The 19,280-nt window shown below is 65.7% G+C and carries 19 protein-coding genes, 1 tRNA gene and 1 pseudogene; 9 read left to right on the top strand and 12 right to left on the bottom strand.

Translation table 11 applies throughout. The features are described from left to right. Window positions 1–116: 116 nt before the first annotated feature. Window positions 117–206: transfer RNA gene (locus XH79_RS12515), tRNA-Ser, on the top strand. A gap of 140 nt (window positions 207–346) precedes the next feature. Here the strand turns inward: XH79_RS12515 and XH79_RS12510 are convergent. The 3 genes from XH79_RS12510 to XH79_RS12500 form a co-directional block, all read right to left on the bottom strand. Next, window positions 347–772 (bottom strand): DoxX family protein, encoded by a 426-nt coding sequence (locus tag XH79_RS12510; protein ID WP_271581867.1) that lies wholly within the window; start codon window positions 770–772, stop codon window positions 347–349. Between the two features lie 83 nt (window positions 773–855). Then, window positions 856–1,278 carry a nuclear transport factor 2 family protein gene (locus XH79_RS12505; RefSeq protein ID WP_212346554.1) on the bottom strand — a complete coding sequence of 141 codons (423 nt, stop codon included), beginning with the start codon at window positions 1,276–1,278 and terminating at the stop codon, window positions 856–858. Between the two features lie 80 nt (window positions 1,279–1,358). Then, complete coding sequence (locus tag XH79_RS12500) at window positions 1,359–2,288, bottom strand: LysR family transcriptional regulator (RefSeq protein WP_271581866.1); 930 nt, start codon at window positions 2,286–2,288, stop codon at window positions 1,359–1,361. A 108-nt stretch (window positions 2,289–2,396) separates the two neighbouring features. Here XH79_RS12500 and XH79_RS12495 point away from each other — a divergent pair, with 108 nt between their 5' ends. Both XH79_RS12495 and XH79_RS12490 read left to right on the top strand, forming a co-directional pair. Continuing rightward, window positions 2,397–4,037, top strand: coding sequence for an FAD-dependent oxidoreductase (locus tag XH79_RS12495; protein WP_271581865.1), 1,641 nt, complete (start codon window positions 2,397–2,399; stop codon window positions 4,035–4,037). Window positions 4,038–4,116: 79 nt separating this feature from the next. Beyond that, a complete protein-coding gene (locus tag XH79_RS12490; RefSeq protein WP_271581864.1) occupies window positions 4,117–5,097 on the top strand; it encodes a Bug family tripartite tricarboxylate transporter substrate binding protein in 981 nt (326 codons plus the stop codon). Between the two features lie 124 nt (window positions 5,098–5,221). Here the strand turns inward: XH79_RS12490 and XH79_RS12485 are convergent, their stop codons facing one another. Further along, on the bottom strand, window positions 5,222–6,361 hold the full coding sequence (locus XH79_RS12485; RefSeq protein WP_271581863.1) for a Bug family tripartite tricarboxylate transporter substrate binding protein: 1,140 nt from the start codon (window positions 6,359–6,361) through the stop codon (window positions 5,222–5,224). Window positions 6,362–6,597: 236 nt separating this feature from the next. Between XH79_RS12485 and XH79_RS12480 the strand changes: the two genes are divergently transcribed. Continuing rightward, window positions 6,598–7,869 (top strand): DUF2157 domain-containing protein, encoded by a 1,272-nt coding sequence (locus tag XH79_RS12480; protein WP_271581862.1) that lies wholly within the window; start codon window positions 6,598–6,600, stop codon window positions 7,867–7,869. Further along, entirely contained in the window at window positions 7,866–8,471 is a 606-nt protein-coding gene (locus XH79_RS12475) for a GDYXXLXY domain-containing protein (protein WP_271581861.1), read from the top strand. The genes XH79_RS12480 and XH79_RS12475 overlap by 4 nt, the downstream gene beginning before the upstream one ends. Before the next feature lie 13 nt (window positions 8,472–8,484). On the opposite strand, the gene XH79_RS12470 is transcribed toward XH79_RS12475, so the two are convergent. Next, entirely contained in the window at window positions 8,485–9,843 is a 1,359-nt protein-coding gene (locus XH79_RS12470; protein WP_271581860.1) for an aminotransferase-like domain-containing protein, read from the bottom strand. A gap of 156 nt (window positions 9,844–9,999) precedes the next feature. Between XH79_RS12470 and XH79_RS12465 the strand changes: the two genes are divergently transcribed. Then, a complete protein-coding gene (locus XH79_RS12465; protein WP_271581859.1) occupies window positions 10,000–10,860 on the top strand; it encodes a DMT family transporter in 861 nt (286 codons plus the stop codon). A gap of 10 nt (window positions 10,861–10,870) precedes the next feature. Here the strand turns inward: XH79_RS12465 and XH79_RS12460 are convergent, their stop codons facing one another. The 3 genes from XH79_RS12460 to XH79_RS12450 all read right to left on the bottom strand — a co-directional run bounded on the left by XH79_RS12460 (window position 10,871) and on the right by XH79_RS12450 (window position 14,317). After that, the gene (locus tag XH79_RS12460) at window positions 10,871–12,085 is read right to left on the bottom strand and encodes an EAL domain-containing response regulator (protein ID WP_271581858.1); all 1,215 of its coding nucleotides are present in this window, start codon (window positions 12,083–12,085) and stop codon (window positions 10,871–10,873) included. 285 nt (window positions 12,086–12,370) lie between these two features. After that, window positions 12,371–12,796: a hypothetical protein gene (locus XH79_RS12455; RefSeq protein WP_271581857.1), complete on the bottom strand. Its 426-nt coding sequence runs from the start codon at window positions 12,794–12,796 to the stop codon at window positions 12,371–12,373. A 357-nt stretch (window positions 12,797–13,153) separates the two neighbouring features. After that, complete coding sequence (locus XH79_RS12450) at window positions 13,154–14,317, bottom strand: hypothetical protein (RefSeq protein ID WP_271581856.1); 1,164 nt, start codon at window positions 14,315–14,317, stop codon at window positions 13,154–13,156. A 337-nt stretch (window positions 14,318–14,654) separates the two neighbouring features. Between XH79_RS12450 and XH79_RS12445 the strand changes: the two genes are divergently transcribed. Then, a complete protein-coding gene (locus XH79_RS12445; RefSeq protein ID WP_271581855.1) occupies window positions 14,655–15,278 on the top strand; it encodes a helix-turn-helix domain-containing protein in 624 nt (207 codons plus the stop codon). 52 nt (window positions 15,279–15,330) lie between these two features. On the opposite strand, the gene XH79_RS12440 is transcribed toward XH79_RS12445, so the two are convergent. The 4 genes from XH79_RS12440 to XH79_RS12425 form a co-directional block, all read right to left on the bottom strand. Next, window positions 15,331–15,579, bottom strand: a complete 249-nt coding sequence (locus tag XH79_RS12440; protein ID WP_212346607.1) for a hypothetical protein — start codon at window positions 15,577–15,579, stop codon at window positions 15,331–15,333. A 95-nt stretch (window positions 15,580–15,674) separates the two neighbouring features. Beyond that, window positions 15,675–16,052, bottom strand: a complete 378-nt coding sequence (locus XH79_RS12435; RefSeq protein ID WP_271581854.1) for an Hpt domain-containing protein — start codon at window positions 16,050–16,052, stop codon at window positions 15,675–15,677. A gap of 146 nt (window positions 16,053–16,198) precedes the next feature. After that, window positions 16,199–16,897 carry a Crp/Fnr family transcriptional regulator gene (locus tag XH79_RS12430; protein WP_212346613.1) on the bottom strand — a complete coding sequence of 233 codons (699 nt, stop codon included), beginning with the start codon at window positions 16,895–16,897 and terminating at the stop codon, window positions 16,199–16,201. 187 nt (window positions 16,898–17,084) lie between these two features. Next, window positions 17,085–17,795: a Crp/Fnr family transcriptional regulator gene (locus XH79_RS12425; RefSeq protein WP_271581853.1), complete on the bottom strand. Its 711-nt coding sequence runs from the start codon at window positions 17,793–17,795 to the stop codon at window positions 17,085–17,087. Window positions 17,796–18,022: 227 nt separating this feature from the next. Between XH79_RS12425 and XH79_RS12420 the strand changes: the two are divergent. Together XH79_RS12420 and XH79_RS12415 are read left to right on the top strand one after the other, a co-directional pair. Beyond that, a pseudogene (locus XH79_RS12420) lies at window positions 18,023–18,265 on the top strand (response regulator); the annotation flags it as partial. A 410-nt stretch (window positions 18,266–18,675) separates the two neighbouring features. Then, window positions 18,676–19,280 (top strand): Hpt domain-containing protein (locus tag XH79_RS12415; RefSeq protein WP_271581852.1); only part of this gene is annotated, 605 nt, incomplete at its 3' end.

The raw sequence follows: 19,280 nt of genomic DNA, 5'->3' as shown, positions 1-19,280 counted from the left end.
GGCACGGGGGCCAAAAAGAGGCAGCGGATTTTCCCCTTTCGCGCCTTGTCTGGCCCGTCATCCTCGCCTATTAACGCCCCCAACCACAGGGGCCCTGCCTCTATATGGCGCCTTCAGGAGAGGTGGCAGAGTGGTTGAATGCACCGCACTCGAAATGCGGCATAGGTGCAAGCCTATCGGGGGTTCGAATCCCTCCCTCTCCGCCATCATGCCCGAATCGAGAAAACTCCTGAAGACGGGATGCCAGGCTCTCGATGCCGCCCAGGCGACCATGCCCTCTCGGAACTTGCGTCGAACATGACAGAAGACCCGCCGATGACGACGGGTCTTCCGTGATCAATGCCGTTCAACGCGCGTGTGCGACTCCCGCGACGCCACCGCTGTTGTGGAGGAAGCGCGCGTCCAGGCTGAGCGCGCCGGCGCCGAAGGCGACGATCTGAAGCAGCCCGCCTGACATCATCACGTTCTTGAGGAAATGGATCATCTGATTCTGGTCGGCAAAGTTGTTGTGGAACGAGATCGCTGCTGCCACCGAGAACACCGCCAGCGCCAGCGCAACCGCGCGTGTCTGATAACCCGCGATCAGCAGCAGGCCGCCACCGAGTTCAACGAGAACGGCAATCGCATAAGCAAGCGGCGGTACGGGCAATCCGGCGGAGGCGATGTAGGCGGTCGTCGCACCATACGCGGCAAGTTTGCCGAAACCGCTCATGGCGAAGGGAAGGCCGATCAGCAGTCGGCCGATGAAAGAAGCATAACGGGTCGTATCCATTGTAGTCACTCCTGTGCTTGGTTGAAGTCGCATGACGACGACACGACGTGTTCGTTGCCGTGTGGGAATCTGTTTTATTGAGATCAGACGGGCGGAGAATTCAGGTAGATGTAGAGCGCTGCGATCTTGCCGTTCCGCACGAGGATGAAATCCTCGCCCGTGTAGCGCGGTGGCTCGCCCTTGGGGCCTGAACCCCAGGCCAAGCGAGCTGAATCGTGCACGACTTGAGGCTCTCCTGATGGCGTGTAGACGTAGTCGGGATGCAGGCTGCGAAGATCGCCTGCGAACTTGTCGAGTGCGTCGTGTCCGACGATGACGCCGGGAGGAGCATGGACGGCTGCATCCTCAGCGAAGAGGTCGCGGATCGCTGCCCTGCGGCGGTCAGGATTGTTCTCGCCGAACACTTCCGCGACATTGCGCTTCAACAACGTTGCGATGAGCTTTGGGTCGTCGCTTGTGGAGGGCCTGACGTCTTCGGCGTGCGTCTCGCTCGATTGCTTGGTCATGACGAGAGCTCCTTGGTTGCGCCCTCAAACTGACCTCGCTCGATTGAGATTAAAATAGAAATGAAGGAAAGGCATAGTTTCTATTTTTGCGCTCTTGCTTGCGCCGTTCCAGGTCCCGGCGGTTGCGCGAGGACCGTCCGTGCCGTTGTCACAAACGCCTGCGCCGCCGGCGACAGCGTCCGGCCCTGACGCTGCAGCAGCGACACGGGGCGCGTGAGGGCGGGGCGCACGAGGGGTCTTGCGGTCAGCGTCGGAAACTGGTCGGCCGGCAGCATCGTGCCGGGAAGGATGGCGAGGCCGAGGCCCTGTGCGGTCATCGCAAGCGCGGTGTTGATCAGCGTCACTTCATAGGTCGGATCGAGGCGCTTGCCCTGGGCGCTCAGCGCCTGATCGATCTGCATGCGGATCCGGCTCTCGCGGCGCATCGCGATCGTCGGCAGTTGCGCCAACTCGTCCCATGTGAGGGAACGGCGCGCGGCGAAGTCCGCCGTGCGGCGGCCGATGGCGCTCAGGCGGCCGCGGGTCAGAGTCTCGACTGTCATCTCCGCGAATTCACCTTCCACGCTGCCGATCGCGAATTCCGCATCGGTCGTGCTCAGGCGCGGCACGAGATCGTCGGCGGCGACATCCCGCATGTCGATCTCGATGTCGGGATGGCTGGCGCGGAATTTCGCGAGCACCGGAGGCAGCAGCGCCGATGCGGTACCGGCCGAGGCGAGAAAGGCGACGCGGCCGGCGCGCGCCTGCGCGAGGTCGCGCATGCGGCGCGACAGGCCATGCGCATCGCTGAGCATGCGTTCGGCGGTGTGGAACGCCTCGTCGGCGGCCAGCGTCGGCTGCACCGAGCGCGTGGAGCGGTCGAACAGTTTGACGCCGAGCTGGCTCTCGAGCTGCTGGATCAGCAGGCTCGCCGCCGATTGCGTGATCCCGAGCTCGCGGGCGGCCCGCGTGATGCTGCGCGTCCGGTACACGCCGGTGAAGGCCCGCAATTGGCGCAAGGTGACATTCATAGGCAAAGCTCATGAATTGATGAGTTCTTTCCGGCTTATCGCATAAACAGATCTGCAATAAAATGCATGCTGCGCGGCGGAGAATCCGTAGCGAGGATGGGAGCGAGCATGAGGACACAGGTACTGGTGGTGGGCGCCGGGCCCGTCGGATTGACCGCGGCGATGGATCTGGCCTCGCGCGGGATCGACGTCGTCGTCGCGGAGATCCGTCACGCCGGCGATCCGCCCAGCGTCAAGTGCAATCACGTGTCGGCGCGCTCGATGGAGATTTTTCGACGGCTCGGCGTTGCCGCCAAGCTGCGCGATGCGGGGCTTCCTGCGGACTTTCCCAACGATTGCTCCTATCGGACCACGGCGACCGGCATGGAGCTCTGCCGTATCGACATTCCCTCCCGTGCGCGCCGCTACAGCGCGACTGGCGGCCCCGACACCTGGTGGCCGACGCCGGAGCCGCCGCACCGGATCAACCAGATCTATCTCGAGCCGATCCTGTTCAGCCATGCCGCGGCGCAGCCGCGGATCAAGATCCTGGCGCGCACGGAAATTACGGACATTGAACAGCACAGCGACCACGTCGGCGCACTCGCGCGCGATCTCGACAGCGGCAGCTCGCTCCGCATCGAAGCGTCCTTCGTGATCGGCTGCGACGGCAGCCGCTCCCTCGTGCGCAAATCGATCGGTGCCAGCCTGTCCGGCACGCCGGTGATCCAGCGCGTGCAGTCGACCTTCATCGAAGCGCCGCAACTGAAGGAGTTGATGGGTGCGCACAAGCCGGCCTGGATGGTGCTCTCGCTCAACCCGCGCCGCTCCGGCACGACAGTTGCGATCGACGGTCACGACCGCTGGCTGATCCACAATCATCTGAAGCCCGACGAGCCCGAGTTCGACTCGGTCGATCGCGACTGGTCGATCCGCGCCATCCTCGGTGTCGACGAGCGCTTCGAATACCGAGTGCTCAGCAAGGAGGATTGGGTCGGGCGTCGCCTCGTGGCCGATCGCTTCCGCGACCGCAGGGTCTTCATCTGCGGCGACGCCGCGCATCTGTGGATGCCCTATGCCGGCTACGGCATGAATGCGGGCATTGCGGACGCCGTCGATCTCTGCTGGCAGCTGGCGGCGCATCTGAACGGCTGGGCTCCGGCTGCGATCCTCGATGCCTATGAGGCAGAGCGCCAACCGATCACCGAGCAGGTGTCGCGCTTTGCGATGGACCACGCGATGAAGATGATGGCGCAACGCGGCGGCGTCTCGGCGGAGATCGAGGACGACACGCCGCGCGGCCACGCCGCGCGCGCGGCATTGGCGAGAGCGGCCTATGATCTCAACGTGCAGCAATATTGCTGCGCCGGATTGAACTTCGGCTACTATTACGATGCCTCGCCGATCATCGCCTATGATGGCGAGACGCCGCCGCCTTACGCGATGGGCAGCTTCACGCCCTCCACAGTGCCGGGCGCCCGCGCGCCGCATTTCTTCCTGCGCGATGGACGATCGCTCTACGATGCGTTCGGAGCCGGCTACACATTGTTGCGGTTCGACCCGGCGATCGATGTGACGCAGCTGCAATCCGCCGCGAAGGAGCGCGGCGTGCCGCTCGCGCTGGTCGACATCGCACCTGATGAGGCGAACGGCGCCTATGCCGAGAAACTGGTGCTGGCGCGGCCCGATCAGCACATCGCCTGGCGCGGACAGGCCGCGCCCGCAGATCCACTGGGCCTGCTGGCGCGGATCACTGGCGCTGCGGCGTAAGGCGACTTCAGGCGGGCAGCCTGGCGGCGCAAGCCGCCGGCTGTGTTTCAAGGACAAAAGCACACTTAAGGAGGAGAACGTGTTTCACGTTGCAAGGCGCCGCATCCTGGCCGTGCTGACGGCTGCGACTTTCGCCGTGTTGCCGCTGCAGGCAGGCCGTGCCGCCTATCCGGAGCAACTGATCAAGGTCATCGTGACCTTCCCGCCCGGCGGCAGCGCTGACACCGTCATCCGCGCGCTCGAGCCGCTCGTCACCGCCGAGCTCAAGCAGAGCCTGGTCATCGAGAACCGCGCGGGGGCCGGCGGCAACATCGGCATGGCCGCGGTCGCGCAGGCCAAGCCCGACGGCTACACGCTCGGCGTTGCGCCGGCGGGCGCGCTCACGGTCAATCCGCACCTCAATGCCGCGATGCCGTTCGAGCTGAAGGATCTCGCGCCCATCACCCTGCTTGCGGAAATTCCCTTTGTGCTGGTCGCATCTGTGAATATCCCGGCGCACACCGCCGCGGAGACGATTGCGCTCGCCAAGGCCAAGCCGGGCGCGCTATCGATCGGACACGGCGGCAACTCGACGGCGATGCATTTGACGGCTGCGCTGTTCACGCAGAAGACCGGGATCGCCATGGAGCTGGTCCCGTATCGCGGGACGGCGCCGGCGACGGTCGATGTTCTCGCGGGGCATGTCCCGTTCGCGGTGCTGGATATTCCGGCATCGCGGCAATTGATCCTCGACGGCAAGCTCAATGCGATCGGCGTGTCGTCGGCACGCCGCCTGCCGTCGCTGCCCGATGTGCCGACCCTCGCTGAGAATGGCATCGCGGGTTTCGAATCCGTGGGCTGGTTCGGGCTCGTTGCTCCCGCCGGCACGCCCGCGGATGTCATTGCCAGGCTGAACGAAGCCTTCACCAAAGCCCTGAAGGATCCCGCGGTGGCGGAGAAGATCCGCACCCTCGGCGCGGAGCCAGCACCGATGGTGCCCGAGCAGTTCGGCCGCTTCATTCAGAGCGAAAGCACGAAATGGGGCAAGCTCATCAGCGAGGCCGGGATCAAGGCGAATTAGGCTCGCTCCTCACGCCATCCCGGCCGGCTTCTCCAGCTCGGCCCCTTCCGCTCCTTCGCGATCTCGCGCGCCACGCCGACGACCGCTCCTTCGCGTGCACGACGTCCACGGCCGTGCCCCTGAGCTAACGCGCGGCGATGCCCGCGGTCTCGATCACCCGCTTGGTGCGTGCGGTCTCCTCGACGATGAACGGCACCATCTCGGCCGGCCCCTTGTCGGCAATCGACACCTGGCCGTTGGCGGTGAGGTCAGCGACAATGGCGGGGTCGGCGAGCGCGGCGGCCAGCGCCTCGGAGAGCCTGCCCACGATTCTCGGGTCGGTCCCGGCCGGGACCGAGACCCAGGTCGAGCCGACACTGACGGCATCCGGGTAGCCGGCCTCCAGCACCGTGGGCGCGTCGGGCAGCGCGGCCAGCCGCGCCGTGCCGGTGGTGCCGAGCACCTTGACCTTGCCGGTGTCGATCAGCGGCCTGAGCACGGCGAGGTAGTCGAAGGAGACGTCCAGGATGCCCGACATCATGTCGGTCATCTGGCTCGAGCCCGACTTGTAGGGCACGTGGGTCAGCTTGATGCCGGCAGCCGCCTGGAACATCTCGCCGGCGAGATGCTGGGCGGTGCCGGGGCCGGGGGAGCCGAAATTGACCTTGCCCGGGTTGGCCTTCGCGTAGGCGACGAACTCAGCCAGCGTGCTGTAGGGCGCTGCTGCGGTCGCGACGAGGATCTGGTTCGCCGAGCTCACGCCGCGGACGTGGACGTAGCTCCGGAGCGGGTCGTAGTTGAGCTTCGTCAGCCCCAGGTTCGGCTGGATCGTCATCGGTCCGCCGGAGGCGTAGAGCACGGTGTAGCCGTCGGGCTGGGCCCGGGCAACGAACTCCGTCCCAATGGTCCCGCCAGCGCCGGGTCGGTTCTCCACCACCACGGGCTGCCCAAGCCGCGTCCGCAGCAGCTCCGCGATCTTGCGCGAGACGAGGTCGGTGACGCCGCCGGCCCCGAACGGCACCACCCAGGTGATCGCGCGGTTCGGCCAGGATTCCGCGGCCGTCTGGGCCGCCGCGGCGCCCGCCTGGAGCGCCAGCGTCGTCGCGGCGACGAGACACAGGAGCGCTCTCATCACCGTGGATCCGGAGCGACCGCTCAGGCCGCTGCCCGCGCCAGATCCCACGGCTTCCGCGGTGACGGTCTGCTCGACCGCGTTGTTGATCACCTGCCGCGAGCACTGATGATAGCCGCGCTGCTGCGCCAGGACGAAGACGCCGAATTCCATGGATGCAGTCCCCCCTCGCAGTGTGGCCGTTTACGGCCGTGTTGTGCGAAGGCTACAGCCTTGAGTCTTCTCCAACCATTGGCGCAGTCCGAGCATCTCTTTTGCAGAATATGAAAAGATCGATGAGTCACAGGAGCGGTGACGGGTTGAACCTGCCAACGGCGGGGGCCGACCTAGCAACAGCCCGCCGGCGGGCACGGAGCCAGCCGCCGGCAGCAGTCAGGTAATCCACGACGATGTTCGATAAAGCCTACCGGCAGCGCCTTGAAGCTGACCTTGCGCAATGGGAAGCCGACGGCGTGATCGCGCCCGCGGCCGCCGTCTCCATCCGCAATGCGCTGCCGCCGATGTCGCCCGGCATCAACATCGCCGTGGTCGTTGCCATCGTCGGCGGTCTCCTGATCGCAGCCGCCTTCCTTGCCTTCGTTGCCGCGCACTGGACGGAGATCGCGCGGCTGATGCGGTTTGCGATCCTGCTCGCCGGCATGGCCGTCGCCGGCGGTCTCGGCGCCTGGTTCGCCGCGACAGGGCGCACCGTTCTCGCCGATCTCTGCGCCAGCATCGGTGCCATCATCTTCGGCGCGGGCATCGCGCTGGTCGGGCAGATGTATCATCTCGGCGAAGACTTTGCCGGCGGCATGCTGTTGTGGTCGATCGGCGCGTTGGCCGCGGCCCTGCTGACCGGCTCGCGCGGCGCGCTTGCGGTCGGCCTCGCGGCGGCCTCGGTCTGGACCTGCATGCGCAGCTATGATGCGCCTGATGTCCTGCATCTTCCATTCCCAGCGGTCTGGCTGTTTGCCGCCGCGCTCGCCTTCGCCTGGCATTCCCGCATCGCCGCCCATCTCGTCGCGATCGCGGTGCTGCCCTGGTGGATCGCGACGTCGCTTCGTTTCGAGTTTGACGGCGCTCAGCCGTCATTCGTGCTCGCGAACGGTGCAGCCCTGCTGTTCGGCGCCGGGCTCGCGATCGCCGCCGCGCCGTCGCCGAGGGCGCTCCGGCTCGGCAGCGTCCTGTCGATCTACGGCGCGCTTTCGCTGGCCGTCGCCGCATTCCTGGAGGTGACGACGGTCGACGACATCGTCCGCTTCCGGACCGGTTCTGGTGCGGGCCAGCCGCTTTGGGCGATTGTGTGCGGGGTTGCCGGTGTGATCCTTGCGCTGGCGTCGGCCGCGATCACCAGGCGCGCAGGTGAAGTCCTTGCAGCCTGCGCGATCGGGCTGGTCCTGCTCGCGGCGCCGATGTGGCCGGCGTCCTTGGCCGGCGAGTCCTGGTTCGCCTATGCCGCGCTGCTCTGTGCCATGCTCTGTCTCGTCGTCTCCGGCATGCTCGATGACGTGCGCCCGCGCATCGTCGCCGGATGGCTCGGGATTGCCGGGGTCATCGCCGGCATCACCTGGGCGGTGAAGGGCTCGCTGCTGCGCCGCTCCGCTTTCCTTGCGGCCGCCGGCATCGTCGCCGTCGTGTTTGCAACCGCGCTCAATCGCATGCTGCCGAGGGCCGAGCGATGACCGAGATGATCGCATCCGTCACCGCGTTCTGGCAGCGCATCCCGAAAGCCATGCTGTTTGGTGCCGCCATCCTGATCCAATGCGTGCTGCTGGTCCTGATGATCGCCGACCGCATGCAGATCCTGCGCGACGGCCGCGAGGTGACCCTGCAGACCCAGCCCGTCGATCCCCGCGATCTCCTGCGCGGCGATTATGTCGTGCTCCGCTACGACATTTCGCAGCTGCCGTCGGGTAGCCTCACCGGCAAGCCGTCCGGCACGCGCAATCCCGTCGTGTTCGTCAAGCTCGCGCCCAATGCCAGCGGACTCTACGAGGCCGTCTCGGTGCATGCCGAGCCTGTTGCGGTCACGGCTCCCGAGATCCTGATCCGCGGCCGCGTCAGCTATTCCTGCGGTGCGACCAGCCCCATCTTCTGTGACAAGCTGACGGTCAAATACGGTCTCGAAAGCTATTTCGTGCCCGAAGGCGAGGGCAGGACGCTCGAGCAGGCCCGCAATCAGCAGAAGCTGCGGGTTGTCGCCGCCGTGCTGCCCTCAGGCCGCGCCGCCATCAAGCGGCTGCTGCTCGACGGCAAGCCGGTGTATGAGGAGCCGTGGTATTAGGCGTCGATGATCCTCAAGCCGCCTTCAACGCCCGCCGCAGCACATCCCATATCCGTGGATCGCTCATATGCGCCACGTTGAACCGCATGAAGCTCGTTGCCGTCTGCGACACGCTGAACACGTTGCCCGGTGCGAGCACGACATCCTCTTCGAGCGCGGCGCGCGCCACCGCGGTGGCGTCCCGTTCGCCGCCGAGGCGGCACCAGAGGAAGAAGCCGCCGCGCGGCATCAGCCAGGGCTCGATGCCAAGGGCCTGAAGTTTTCGCGCGATGTCGCGGCGCGTGCGTGCGAGCCTTTGCCTGAGCTCGTCCATGTGCTTGCGATAGCTGCCGCCGGCCAGGACATTGGCGATGAGTTCGGTCGCAACCGGGCTCGGACCGCCAAAGCTGGTCGCGACCTGGAGGTCGACCAATTGCTCGATCCAGTCCGCGCGTCCCGCGATGTAGCCGCAGCGCACCGAGGCCGACAGCGTCTTGGAGAAGCTGCCGATGCGGATCACGCGATTGAGCCCGTCGAGCGCGGCAAGGCGCGGCGAGCGCTCCGGCTCGAAATCGCCGAAGATGTCGTCCTCGACGATGGTGAGATCGTGCGCGGCGGCCGCCGTCAGAAGCCGGTGCGCGGTCTGCAGCGAGAGCGTTGCGCCGGTCGGGTTATGCAGTGCTGAATTGGTGATGTAGAGCCGCGGCCGCTCGCTGCCAAGGATCTGCTCGAAGCGCGCGACGTCCGGGCCCGACGGCGTGTGAGGCACGCTGATGATCATCGCCTGATGCGCCCGCAGCAGCGCGCGAAAATTGAAGTAACAGGGATCGTCGACCAGCACCGTGTCGCCGGGGCGGAGCAGGAAGCGGCAGATCAGGTCGGTTGCCTGCGTGCCCGAACCCGTCAGCATCAGCTGGTTGACCGAGGCCTCGATCTCGTCTTCGGTCAGCCGTTTCAACAGCAGTCGGCGCAGAGCAGGGGAGCCGGACGTCGAGCCGTAATTGGTCAAGACGCTCGCATCCGTGCGGGCAAGTGCGCGCGCGGCGCGGCGCAAGGCGTCCTCCGGCATCCAGTCCGGCGGCAGCCAGCCGCAGCCGGGCTTGAGCACGCTCTCATCGGCATCGAGTGATTGCCTGGATACCCAGAACGGATCGACCGCGCGGTCGCGGCGCGGCTCGGCTTCGGTCAATGCAAGCGGCGGCATGACGCTCGGCGAAACATAGAAGCCCGAGCCGCGGCGGGCGCGGATCAGGCCCTCGGCCGCCAGGCGATCATAGGCCTCCACCACCGTGGAGGGCGAAACGCCCATCGTCGCGGCCAGGCCCCGGATCGATGGTAGCCTGTCGCCGGCACCGAGCGCGCGGCCGGCGACCCTGGCGCGGATCGCGCTCATCACATCGGTCGTCCGCGTTCCGTTGCGACCCTTTGCTGGCGCATCGTCCAAAGTGTATGACCTTCCATATCAATACAGTTTGGCAAAATTGTACTGCATTGTCGCTGTCCTTGCCAGCGCGGAAGGCCGAAGGTCGAGGTCCAGAAAGAGGTGGACATGCAATCGGCGGGCAGTGGCTGGGGCAACGGGCTTCTCGGCGTCATCATCTTCAGCGGCTCGCTGCCGGCGACGCGCGTGGCGGTCGGTGGCTTCTCCGCGCTGTTTCTGACGTCGGCGCGCGCGGTCATTGCCACGCTGATCGGTGCGGCCGTGCTCTTCCTGCTGCGTCAAACGTGGCCGGAGCGGCGTGATCTCGCCTCGCTCGCCATCGTCTCGGTCGGTGTCGTGGTCGGCTTTCCCCTGCTGACGGCGCTCGCGCTCCAGCACATCACCTCCGCGCATTCGATCGTGTTCATCGGCCTGCTGCCGCTGTCGACCGCGGTCTTCGCCGTGCTGCGCGGCGGCGAGCGGCCAAAGCCGCTGTTCTGGCTGTTCGCGATCCTCGGCAGCGCCACGGTGGCAGGCTTCGCTCTCTCCAGCGACGGCTCGGCCTCGCTGACGGGCGATCTCCTGATGGTGGCGGCGATCGTGCTGTGCGGGCTCGGCTATGCCGAAGGCGCCGCGCTGTCGCGCCGCCTCGGCGGCTGGCAGGTGATCTCCTGGGCGCTGCTGCTGGCGCTGCCGCTGATGGTGCCGGTCGTAGCCCTGACCTGGCCGCCAGCATGGAGCGGCGTCGGTGCGCCCGCCTGGATCGGGCTCGCCTACGTCTCCGTCTTCAGCATGTTCGTCGGCTTCATCTTCTGGTACCGCGGGCTTGCCATTGGCGGCATCGCCCGCGTCGGCCAGTTGCAGCAGCTCCAGCCCTTCTTTGGCCTCGCGCTCGCCGGCTTCCTGCTGCACGAGCCGGTCGCCTGGAGCATGATCGCCGCGACCGCGCTCGTGGTCATCTGCGTCTTCTTCGCGCGGAAGTTTGCGTGAGGCCTTTGCCTCAGGCCTGCCCCATCACCGTCCGCGCCAGCGCGCTCTTTGCGAACTTCTTCAGCGGCATCGGCTTGCCGAACAGGAAGCCCTGCACGAGGTCGAAGCCGAGCTCGTTGGCGGCGACGAGGTCGGCGCGGCTCTCGACGCCCTCGGCGATGGCGCCGACGCCGTAGCCTTGTGCAAGCTCGACGATGTGCCGGCACACCGTGCGCTTCAGCCGATCATCGCCGCTGCCGGTGACGAAGTGCCGGTCGGCCTGCAGCTTGATGAAGGGGATCTTGCCGAGGTCCATCAGCGAGGGCCAGTTGGCGCCGAGATTGGCGATCGACAGGCCGATATTGTGCAGGCGCACCTCGCGGGCAACCTCGACGAGGAGATCGAGGTCGCGGATTGCCTCCTCGCTGTCGATCTCGATCGTCAGTCCGCCGAAGGCCGGATGCGTCGGCACGCGGCGGCAGAGATCGCGCACGGCCTGCGGCTCCTTCAGGTAGGAGGCCGGCAGGTTGATCGAGAGATCGACCGGACCCTGCCGCTCCAGCAGATAGTGCCAGTCCTGCACGGCGCGCTCGATCACGAATTCCGACAGGCCGCGCAGATGAGGATCGTCCGCTTCGGGAATGAAATAGGCGGGCGGCACCACGCCCCAGGTCGGGTGGCGCATCCGCACCAGCGCCTCGGCGCCGCTGCGGATCAGCGTCCTCGCATCGATCTTGGGCTGGTACCACAGCTCGAGCCAGCCGGCATGCAGGGCCTCGCCGACATGCACGGCCGGGCTCGGCGCCGGCTCCTCCGGCAGCAGCATCGCGACGCGCTCGCGCAGCGTCTCCGCGGCAAAGGGCGTGGTCAGCGGCGGCAGCATCGCAAGACCGTATTCCTCGCCGACCTGCTGCACGGCCCTGACGATGATCGACTCGCGGGCGCCGACGGCGAGGACCTTGCCGTCGAAGCTCTCGCGCACCAGCGTCTCCAGGAATTTTCCGGGCTCGATGCCGTCGGCGGCGATGCCGAGCAGGATCAAGTCCGGCAATTCGCGCGTCAGGACGGATTGCAGCTCCTCCGCGCTGGCGCATTCGCTGGTGACGAAGCCGAGGTCCTCCAGCACTTCGGCGAGGAAGGCGCGCAGATGGCGCTTGCCGTCGGCGACGCAAGCGCGCGGCGTCATCTTTCGCCGCCCGAAGGTTTTGGGCCTTCGTCCGGCGAGCTCAACAATTTTATCGTTCATCGCAAACCACTCCCGTTCCGCGACCGGTGTTAGCGACGGGAGCAGTTTCAAATATGGAGAGCTTCAGCCGATTGTTGAATTATCTGGGTAACGTTAAAGCGCGCACCACGTCTAAAATTGTTCGGATCTTGTTGGGAAAGTTTTTACGTCCGGCCGCACATGACGGCCGCGTGACACCGTCTTCGCGGAGGAATCTCGAATGACGCGGCGAGTTGCGGTCGCGAAGTCGGTGTCCTGCAATAGGACGAAGCCGTTCGCGTTTCGCCCAATTGAATAACAGCGGTATCAATTGCCGGTGGCCTTGTCGTGTTGAGCCATCCCGACCGCCTTGTAGTCGTAGGTCGGATAGAACTCGGTGCGGTAGGGACCCCACGCGGTGTCCTCGACGACACGATTGACCTCGCGCAGCCGCGAGGCGGGCAGGCGCAGCGTGACGACCTGGCCGATGCCCATCATCACGTACCAGCTCACGACCTCGACGCCGGGCGGCGGAAACGCCTTGCGGAAGCCCTGCTTATCGAGCTGCGCATTCAGTTCGCCGAGCGGGCGCGACTGGTCGTGCTTGAAGAAGATGGTGAGCAGCACCGCGTTGTCCGCGGTCGGCGCCGCATTGCCCTGCGGCGGCGACGTCTGCGCCATCGTCGCCGATGTCAGCGCCAGCGCCGCCGTCAGCAGGGCAGCCATCGTCCATATCCGTCGGTTCGACCTCATCGCGGATTCCTTCCCAATGCTCATGCGATGGATCGGAGCATAGGAGCGGCGGCATGGCCGAAGAACTCATATTCGCGCGATGCGCGCATGTTCCGGCTTCGCTCGTGACGGTTCTGCGACAATGCGCGCCGGTGCGGCGGTGCAAATGTGAAGCACCTCACATGTGCATTGCCGCATCTGCGCTATTGCTCCGCTCAGCCGGTGGTGGGCTGTGTTTAGGATTACAGCTATGTCGATGCGGCGAATGATGTATTGGTGGTTCAGGTTCGTGCTGTCGGGGCGATTTATGGATCGCTTCCTGTGCCTGTCGCGTTAGCCGCGCTGCGCAACGTGGCCCTTCGCGGCCGAACCCTTAATCTAGGTCTGACCGATCAGTTTGCGAAACGCCGCCGCGCCGTCCTGCACGGCGTCGCGTCCCTTCCAGGCGAGATAGGAGAGCTTGCCGCCGAGCGTGTCGTGGCTGCGCAGCCGGCGCGAGCCGAGGATGTGGCCGACATTGGACGGGAAGCGGCTCACCTCGGCGGATACCAGCGCCGCAATCGCGTCCATCAATTGCTGGAGCCGGATGCCCCATTCGCTGGTCTCGATGCCGTCGATGCGGACCTTGAGCGCATATTCGGTGTCGTAGATCTCGGTGAGCAGGTCGCGGGCGACCAGCACGCGGTTGTGCCGGAGCGCGATCCTGAGAGCGAGGCGCTTGTCGTCGAGCCGGTCGAGCACCATCGGCACGACGCTAGAATAGGGCGTGGCGGCGACGTCGGCCGCGGCCTTGGTCGCGGCAGCCTTGGTGGCAAGGCGCACCAATTGCCAGGACGTCTTCAGCCGCCGTGCCACCAGCGCCAGCGCAAAGGGCAGCGCATCCGGGTGAGCTTTCTTGAAGGCATCGAGCTGCGCGGTGATCTGGGCCGCCTGGCCGTCGTCGAGCTTCGCGATCTTCTCGGGCAGCTTTTCGTTGAACTTCGGCAGCGCGTCGCCGGCGCGCAGCACATGCTGCATCTTCCTCACGTCGTCGAAGGCGGTGCGTGAGGCCGTATATTGCGCGAGCTTGCCGCGGGCGAGCTCGGCGCTCTCCACTGATGCGAAGGTGTTCTCGAGCACCTTGACGACCTTGGTCTGGAAGCTCGAGGCGATCTTTTGCACTTCCTTCGGGTTGTTGGCGGCGACCTGGTCGTTGATCGCCTTGACGTAGTCGCGCGCCATGGTCGGCAGCAGGTCGCGGCAGATCCACTCCCAGATCGGGGTGAGGGTGTTGCGGGAGATGCGTCCCGCATTGGCATGCTCGGGCGCGCCGTCGATCAGCAGCAGCTCGAGCGGCGCGAAGAAATAGCGCGAGGGGCTGGTGGCGCGCGCCTGGGTCGATCCGTCCTTGCGAAATTCGGCGCGCAGGCGGGCCTGGACCTCGGCCGAGCCGGGCATGTCGATGCCGCACAGCTCGAGTCGCTCGAGCTCGCTGAGCAGACAGCTGCGCGACAGCGGCGTCAGCCTCTGCAGGAATTCCGACAGCCGATCGATCTCGTTCATGGCACGCAATCTTCCGCAACGATTCCAGCTGGCCTACCGGCCCAATGCGTGGAGGCATTTGCGCGCTCGCAATCGTGACCTAGAGAAGCAAGTCGCCGTTAATGAATCCGTAAAATCCGGGGCCCGGGCGTCCGGCCGGGGCGGCGATTAACGAGACTTCGGCCTGTTTGCTGGGGATTTGGGTGAAGTTCTCAACCCTTGCATGGTCGCGGCAAGCCTCGCGCAAGCATAAATTGTGCCGATGTCCATGTTTTAGCGCAAAACTGCCAAAATCACCGTAGTCTTACGGAGCAAAAAGTTAACCACAGATCGGCCCCGGTTCCGCTAAACAGGTCACATGGGGTCACAGAATGATACGGCTGCCGATTCGCGGCCGTCGGAATGGTACGAAAGCAGCACCGCTCCAGCTGAAGAGCTCGATTTCGTCCGCCTGAATGCCGCCCGGGCGAAGGCGGCCGACGAAATGGCGGCCGCCTTCGCCCGCGAGCTCAACGGTCCCCTGACGGCGCTCCTGCTCTATATGGGCGAGATCAAGCATCACAGCGATCAGCTCGCGCCCGTCACGGCCGACCGTGCCTATCTGCAGCGGGTGGTGGAGAATGCACTGACGCAGACCGAGCGCGTCTGCGGCCTGGTCAAGCAGCTTGCCGGTCCCCACAAGGGTGCCCCGCCGATTCCGTCCCGGATCGAAGACGCAGAATCGAACCTCCCGCGCGCGCCGCAGCCGCAGCGCGTGCCGAGCGCCGAGCTGATCGGCCTGTCGGGCCAGAAGCGGCTGACCAAGCGCGAACGCGAGGTGCTCCGCCTGATCAGCGAGGGCTATTCGAACAAGCAGGGTGCGCTTCGGATGCAGATCAGCCCGCGCACTTTCGAGAGCCATCGCGCCGAGGCGATGCGTAAGCTCGGTGCGCGCAACACCGCGGATCTCGTCCGCGCGGCGCTGCTGCATTCGATCGATTGAGCTCTCTTGCGCCGCCGGCGGCGGCCCGGGGGCTGGAGAAGCCCGATCGCGGTCAGAAATAATCTTCAGCGAAGGGACGCGTGCGCGATGAGGGCCGCAGTGGCTTGAGCTCTTCCTTCGGCGCGTTCGGGATGATGGTGATGGTCCAGCGCGGAGGGATGCTCGATTCCTGCTCCAGAACCGAGCGGACGAAGCCAGTCACCGTCGACTCGCCGGATTTCACGGTCGCCATCCGGCCGTTGAACTGAGCGATGCGGAAGCGACGGACTTCCTTCTGGTCCGCAGTCTCATAGGTGAACATGGAAACCCTCCTGGTTTCCCGCGACTATCGCCACCTATGATTAGCCATCTCTAAAAATCACAAACCGTAGAAGTACGGCGGGTTTAGCCCGCCCTTCAGCCTTGCGGCTCCTGCGCGCGCGCGGCGGCGTAGGCAGCATCCATCTGCTCCAGGAGTCCGCGGAATTCGGCATCGCCCAGCGTCGCCGCGGTCTTCTCCAGCCGCAGCGCCAGCGCCGCGAGCCTGACATAGCCGAACGTTCCGGCCGCGCTCTTCAGTGAATGAGCTTCGCGCGCGATCCTGGCGTGCTGCTGCGCCAGCGAAAGCGTGCGGAACAGTTGCAGGCGCGCGCAGGTCTCGCTCCAGAACACGGCGCGCACTTCGCCGGCGCCGTCCTCGCCGATCTCGCGCACCAGCGCCGCGTACGCGCCCGGCTCGCGCGCAGGTTCGGCATTGAAGGTTCCCGGCGCGGGCGCAACGGTCACGTCAAACATGGTCTCGCCTTGGTCGCGGTTCGTTGGCCGCGCGGCGCATGCGGCGCGCGGCTCGCCCCGTGTCTACGGCATTTGAATTTCAGTTCCGGTAGCGGGATGGAAGGTGTTTGCGGGCCAACGTTAACTTCGGGTTTACCACGTGCCGCTCAGCGCTGGCCGAGCAGCCGGTCGTACTGGGCCTTCACGGTGCCGTAGCACTCGCACGCCGTCTGGCGCAGGCCGTCCAGGTTCAGGATCTGGATGTGCCCGCGGCTGTAGTGGATGAAATTGGCATGCTGCAGGGTGTTGGCGACCAGCGACACGCTGTTGCGCCGCGCGCCGATCATCTGCGCCATCGCCTCCTGGGTCAGCAGCAGCCGGTAGTCGCCGGACAAATCATGGGTGTGCAACAGGCAGCGCGACAGCCGCGATTCCACGGGATGGGCGGCGTTGCAGCCGGCGGTCTGCTGGACCTGCGCGTAGACCGCCAGCCCGTGGCGCGTCAGCAAGGTGCGCAGGGTTCCGCTCTGGTCGGCCGCGACGCGCAGCCGGTCGAGATCCATCACGGATGCGGTGCCGGGAACCAGCACGATCGCCGTATTCAGTGCGCATGCATCGCCCAGGGTCGAGAGCGCGCCGAGCACGCTGTCGCGGCCGATCATGGCGACCTGCACATGCTCGCCCTTGGCAAGCTTCACCACCAGCGAGATGACGCCGCGGTGAGGAAAGTAAGCGCGCGTGAGCGTCTCGCCGGTCTCGACCAGCACGGCCTCGTGCGGCAGCTCGATCGTGCGCAGGTGCGGGCGGAGCAGGTCATAGTCGTCCGCCGCCAGCGCGGACAGGAAACCGTTGGATGGACGCACCATCGTTTCCAAAGCTGCCTCCCGTCTCTGCATCAGTGAGTCGCGGCAAGCAAAATTGCTCCCGACACGGGTAAGTTCCATCATGTTCACGTCGGGATATATTGGCAATTGGGACAAGTTGTCCGGGGGCAGGATCCTCCTCTCGGCACTGTGTTCACCACGGCATGCAGATGGCCGCGCCTGACTCGCGTCACGGCGGCGCTCCGAGCAGGCGCGAATGCGATGCCTTGACCGCCGAATAGCAGTCGCAGGATGTCGCTTTCAGCGCGGGCAGATCGACAATCTCGATTTGTCCGCGGGTGTAGCGAATGATGCCGGCCCGCTGCAGCGCATGCGCGACGAGGGAGATGGCGTTGCGCCGCACGCCCATCATCTGCGCCAGCGCTTCCTGCGTCAGCGGGAGGCTTGCGCTGTCGGACAGATCGCGGGCGCGCAGCAACCAGCGCGCCAGCCGCGCCTCGACCGGATGCGCCGTGTTGCAGAGCAACGATTGCTGCGCATGCGCAAGCAGGACCTGCTCATGGCGCACCATCAAGCTTCGAAACGGCGGGCTTGCGGCGGCGATCGTCCGGAATGCCGCGAGTTCCAGCGTGGACGCAGTACCGGGGAAGAGTACGACCGCGTCCGCCGGCGCGATACCGTCGGCCAGCGCCGCGCCGCCGCCGACGACGCTGTCGCGTCCCAGCATTGCGACCTCGATCGTCTGTCCTTCGGACAAGCTCACCGAAATCGAAACAGAACCGTCGTGCGGGAAGTAGACATATCTCTGGGGAGAGCCGGCCTCGCCCAGGACAGATGTCCTGACCATTTCGACGGTCGCCAGATGAGGACGCAGCCGATCGAAATCTGCTGCGTCGAGCATTTGCAGCAACTGATTGGGCGGGCGGCCGCTCGCGGTCATGCAGGATCAATCCCAATGCGTTCAAGCTACGGTCGGAGCCGCGCCCTTTCCGTCACGCAATTGCACGGCAAATAAATCCTATTCCAGAGGTTGTGGTAGTGTCCATATACCCGTTAGGGGGCAGACACGCTGGCACGCTTGCGGCGGAAATAAGGGTGCGTGTTGATTCGCGCACGCGGCTGGTGTGCAATCCAATGTCGCCAGTCGGGAAGAACCGGCAGGGGGGCGGCTTCGAATCCATCAGGGTCTTCCACGAGCGCGCGCCCGCCATTCCGCTGATCGCGATGTCCGGCTACGCATTCGCAGATCTGAATTCACCTGCGCCCGACTTCCTCCGGATGGCGCTCGAGCTCGGCGCGGCACGCTGCCTGCGCAAGCCGTTCACGCCGGGCGCGCTGCTCGTCGCCATCAACGATTGCCTCGCGGAGTACCGTCCCGACGATGTCGTCTCGGCCGCGCGCCTCGGTTAGCGCGGCACCGGTTGCATCGGCGGCGGGGTAAGCGTTCGTTTACTCTGAATGCGGATCTTGCGGATTCCAGCAGATCACGACGCGATGGCCACCTGAGCAGCTGCGATCGCCGGCGATTTCCCGCGGGCCGTGTCTATCGTCCTTTACGAGCAGGACTTTTTCGCGCGCATCGCCGCGCCTTTCCCGCCGCGTTTACCCAACGTTAATTGCCGTCACGGCGCGGTAGCGGTTTCGCCGAAAAGCGTTGCCGCGTGCGCTCGAACCGCAAACTTGTCTTCAATATCCGTATTAGGACGGAGGATGAAATTAACGGGACCGTGAAAGGGCTTGTCTAACGATCTAAAGCGAAGACTTCCGCCGACTCCGGGCGCGGCTCAGGCGTCGAAGTCCAGCTCAGTAAGGCGTACCCCATGGATGATCTGTTGCGGGAGTTTTTGACGGAGACCAGCGAGAGCCTGGACACCGTCGACAATCAGCTGGTGAAGTTCGAGCAGGAGCCGAACAACGCCAAGATCCTGGATAACATCTTCCGCCTGGTCCACACCATCAAGGGTACCTGCGGCTTCCTCGGCCTGCCGCGGCTCGAAGCGCTGGCGCATGCCGGCGAGACCCTGATGGGCAAGTTTCGCGACGGCATGCCTGTGACCGCCGAAGCGGTGACGGTGATCCTGTCCTCGATCGACCGCATCAAGGAGATCCTCGCCGGGCTCGAGGCGACCGAGGCCGAGCCCGAAGGCACCGACCGCGATCTCATCGACAAGCTGGAAGCGATGGTCGAGCAGGGCATGGCGGCCATGGCCGCGGGCGCTGCTGCTCCTGTCGCCGAAGCCCCGCCGCTGGCACCGGAAGCGCCGGTTGCCGAAACCAAGGCTGCTCCCGCAAAAGAGATGACCACGGGCACGCTGATCGACCAGACCCTGGAGCGCCCCTTGCGTCCCGGCGAAGTCTCGCTCGACGAGCTCGAACGCGCCTTCCGCGAGACCGCGATCGAAGCGCCGGTCCCCGCGCCCGTTGC

The sequence above is a fragment of the Bradyrhizobium sp. CCBAU 45389 genome, from assembly GCF_028128625.1.
GTDB lineage: Bacteria > Pseudomonadota > Alphaproteobacteria > Rhizobiales > Xanthobacteraceae > Bradyrhizobium > Bradyrhizobium liaoningense_B.
This window is presented reverse-complemented; position numbering and strand designations above follow the sequence as displayed.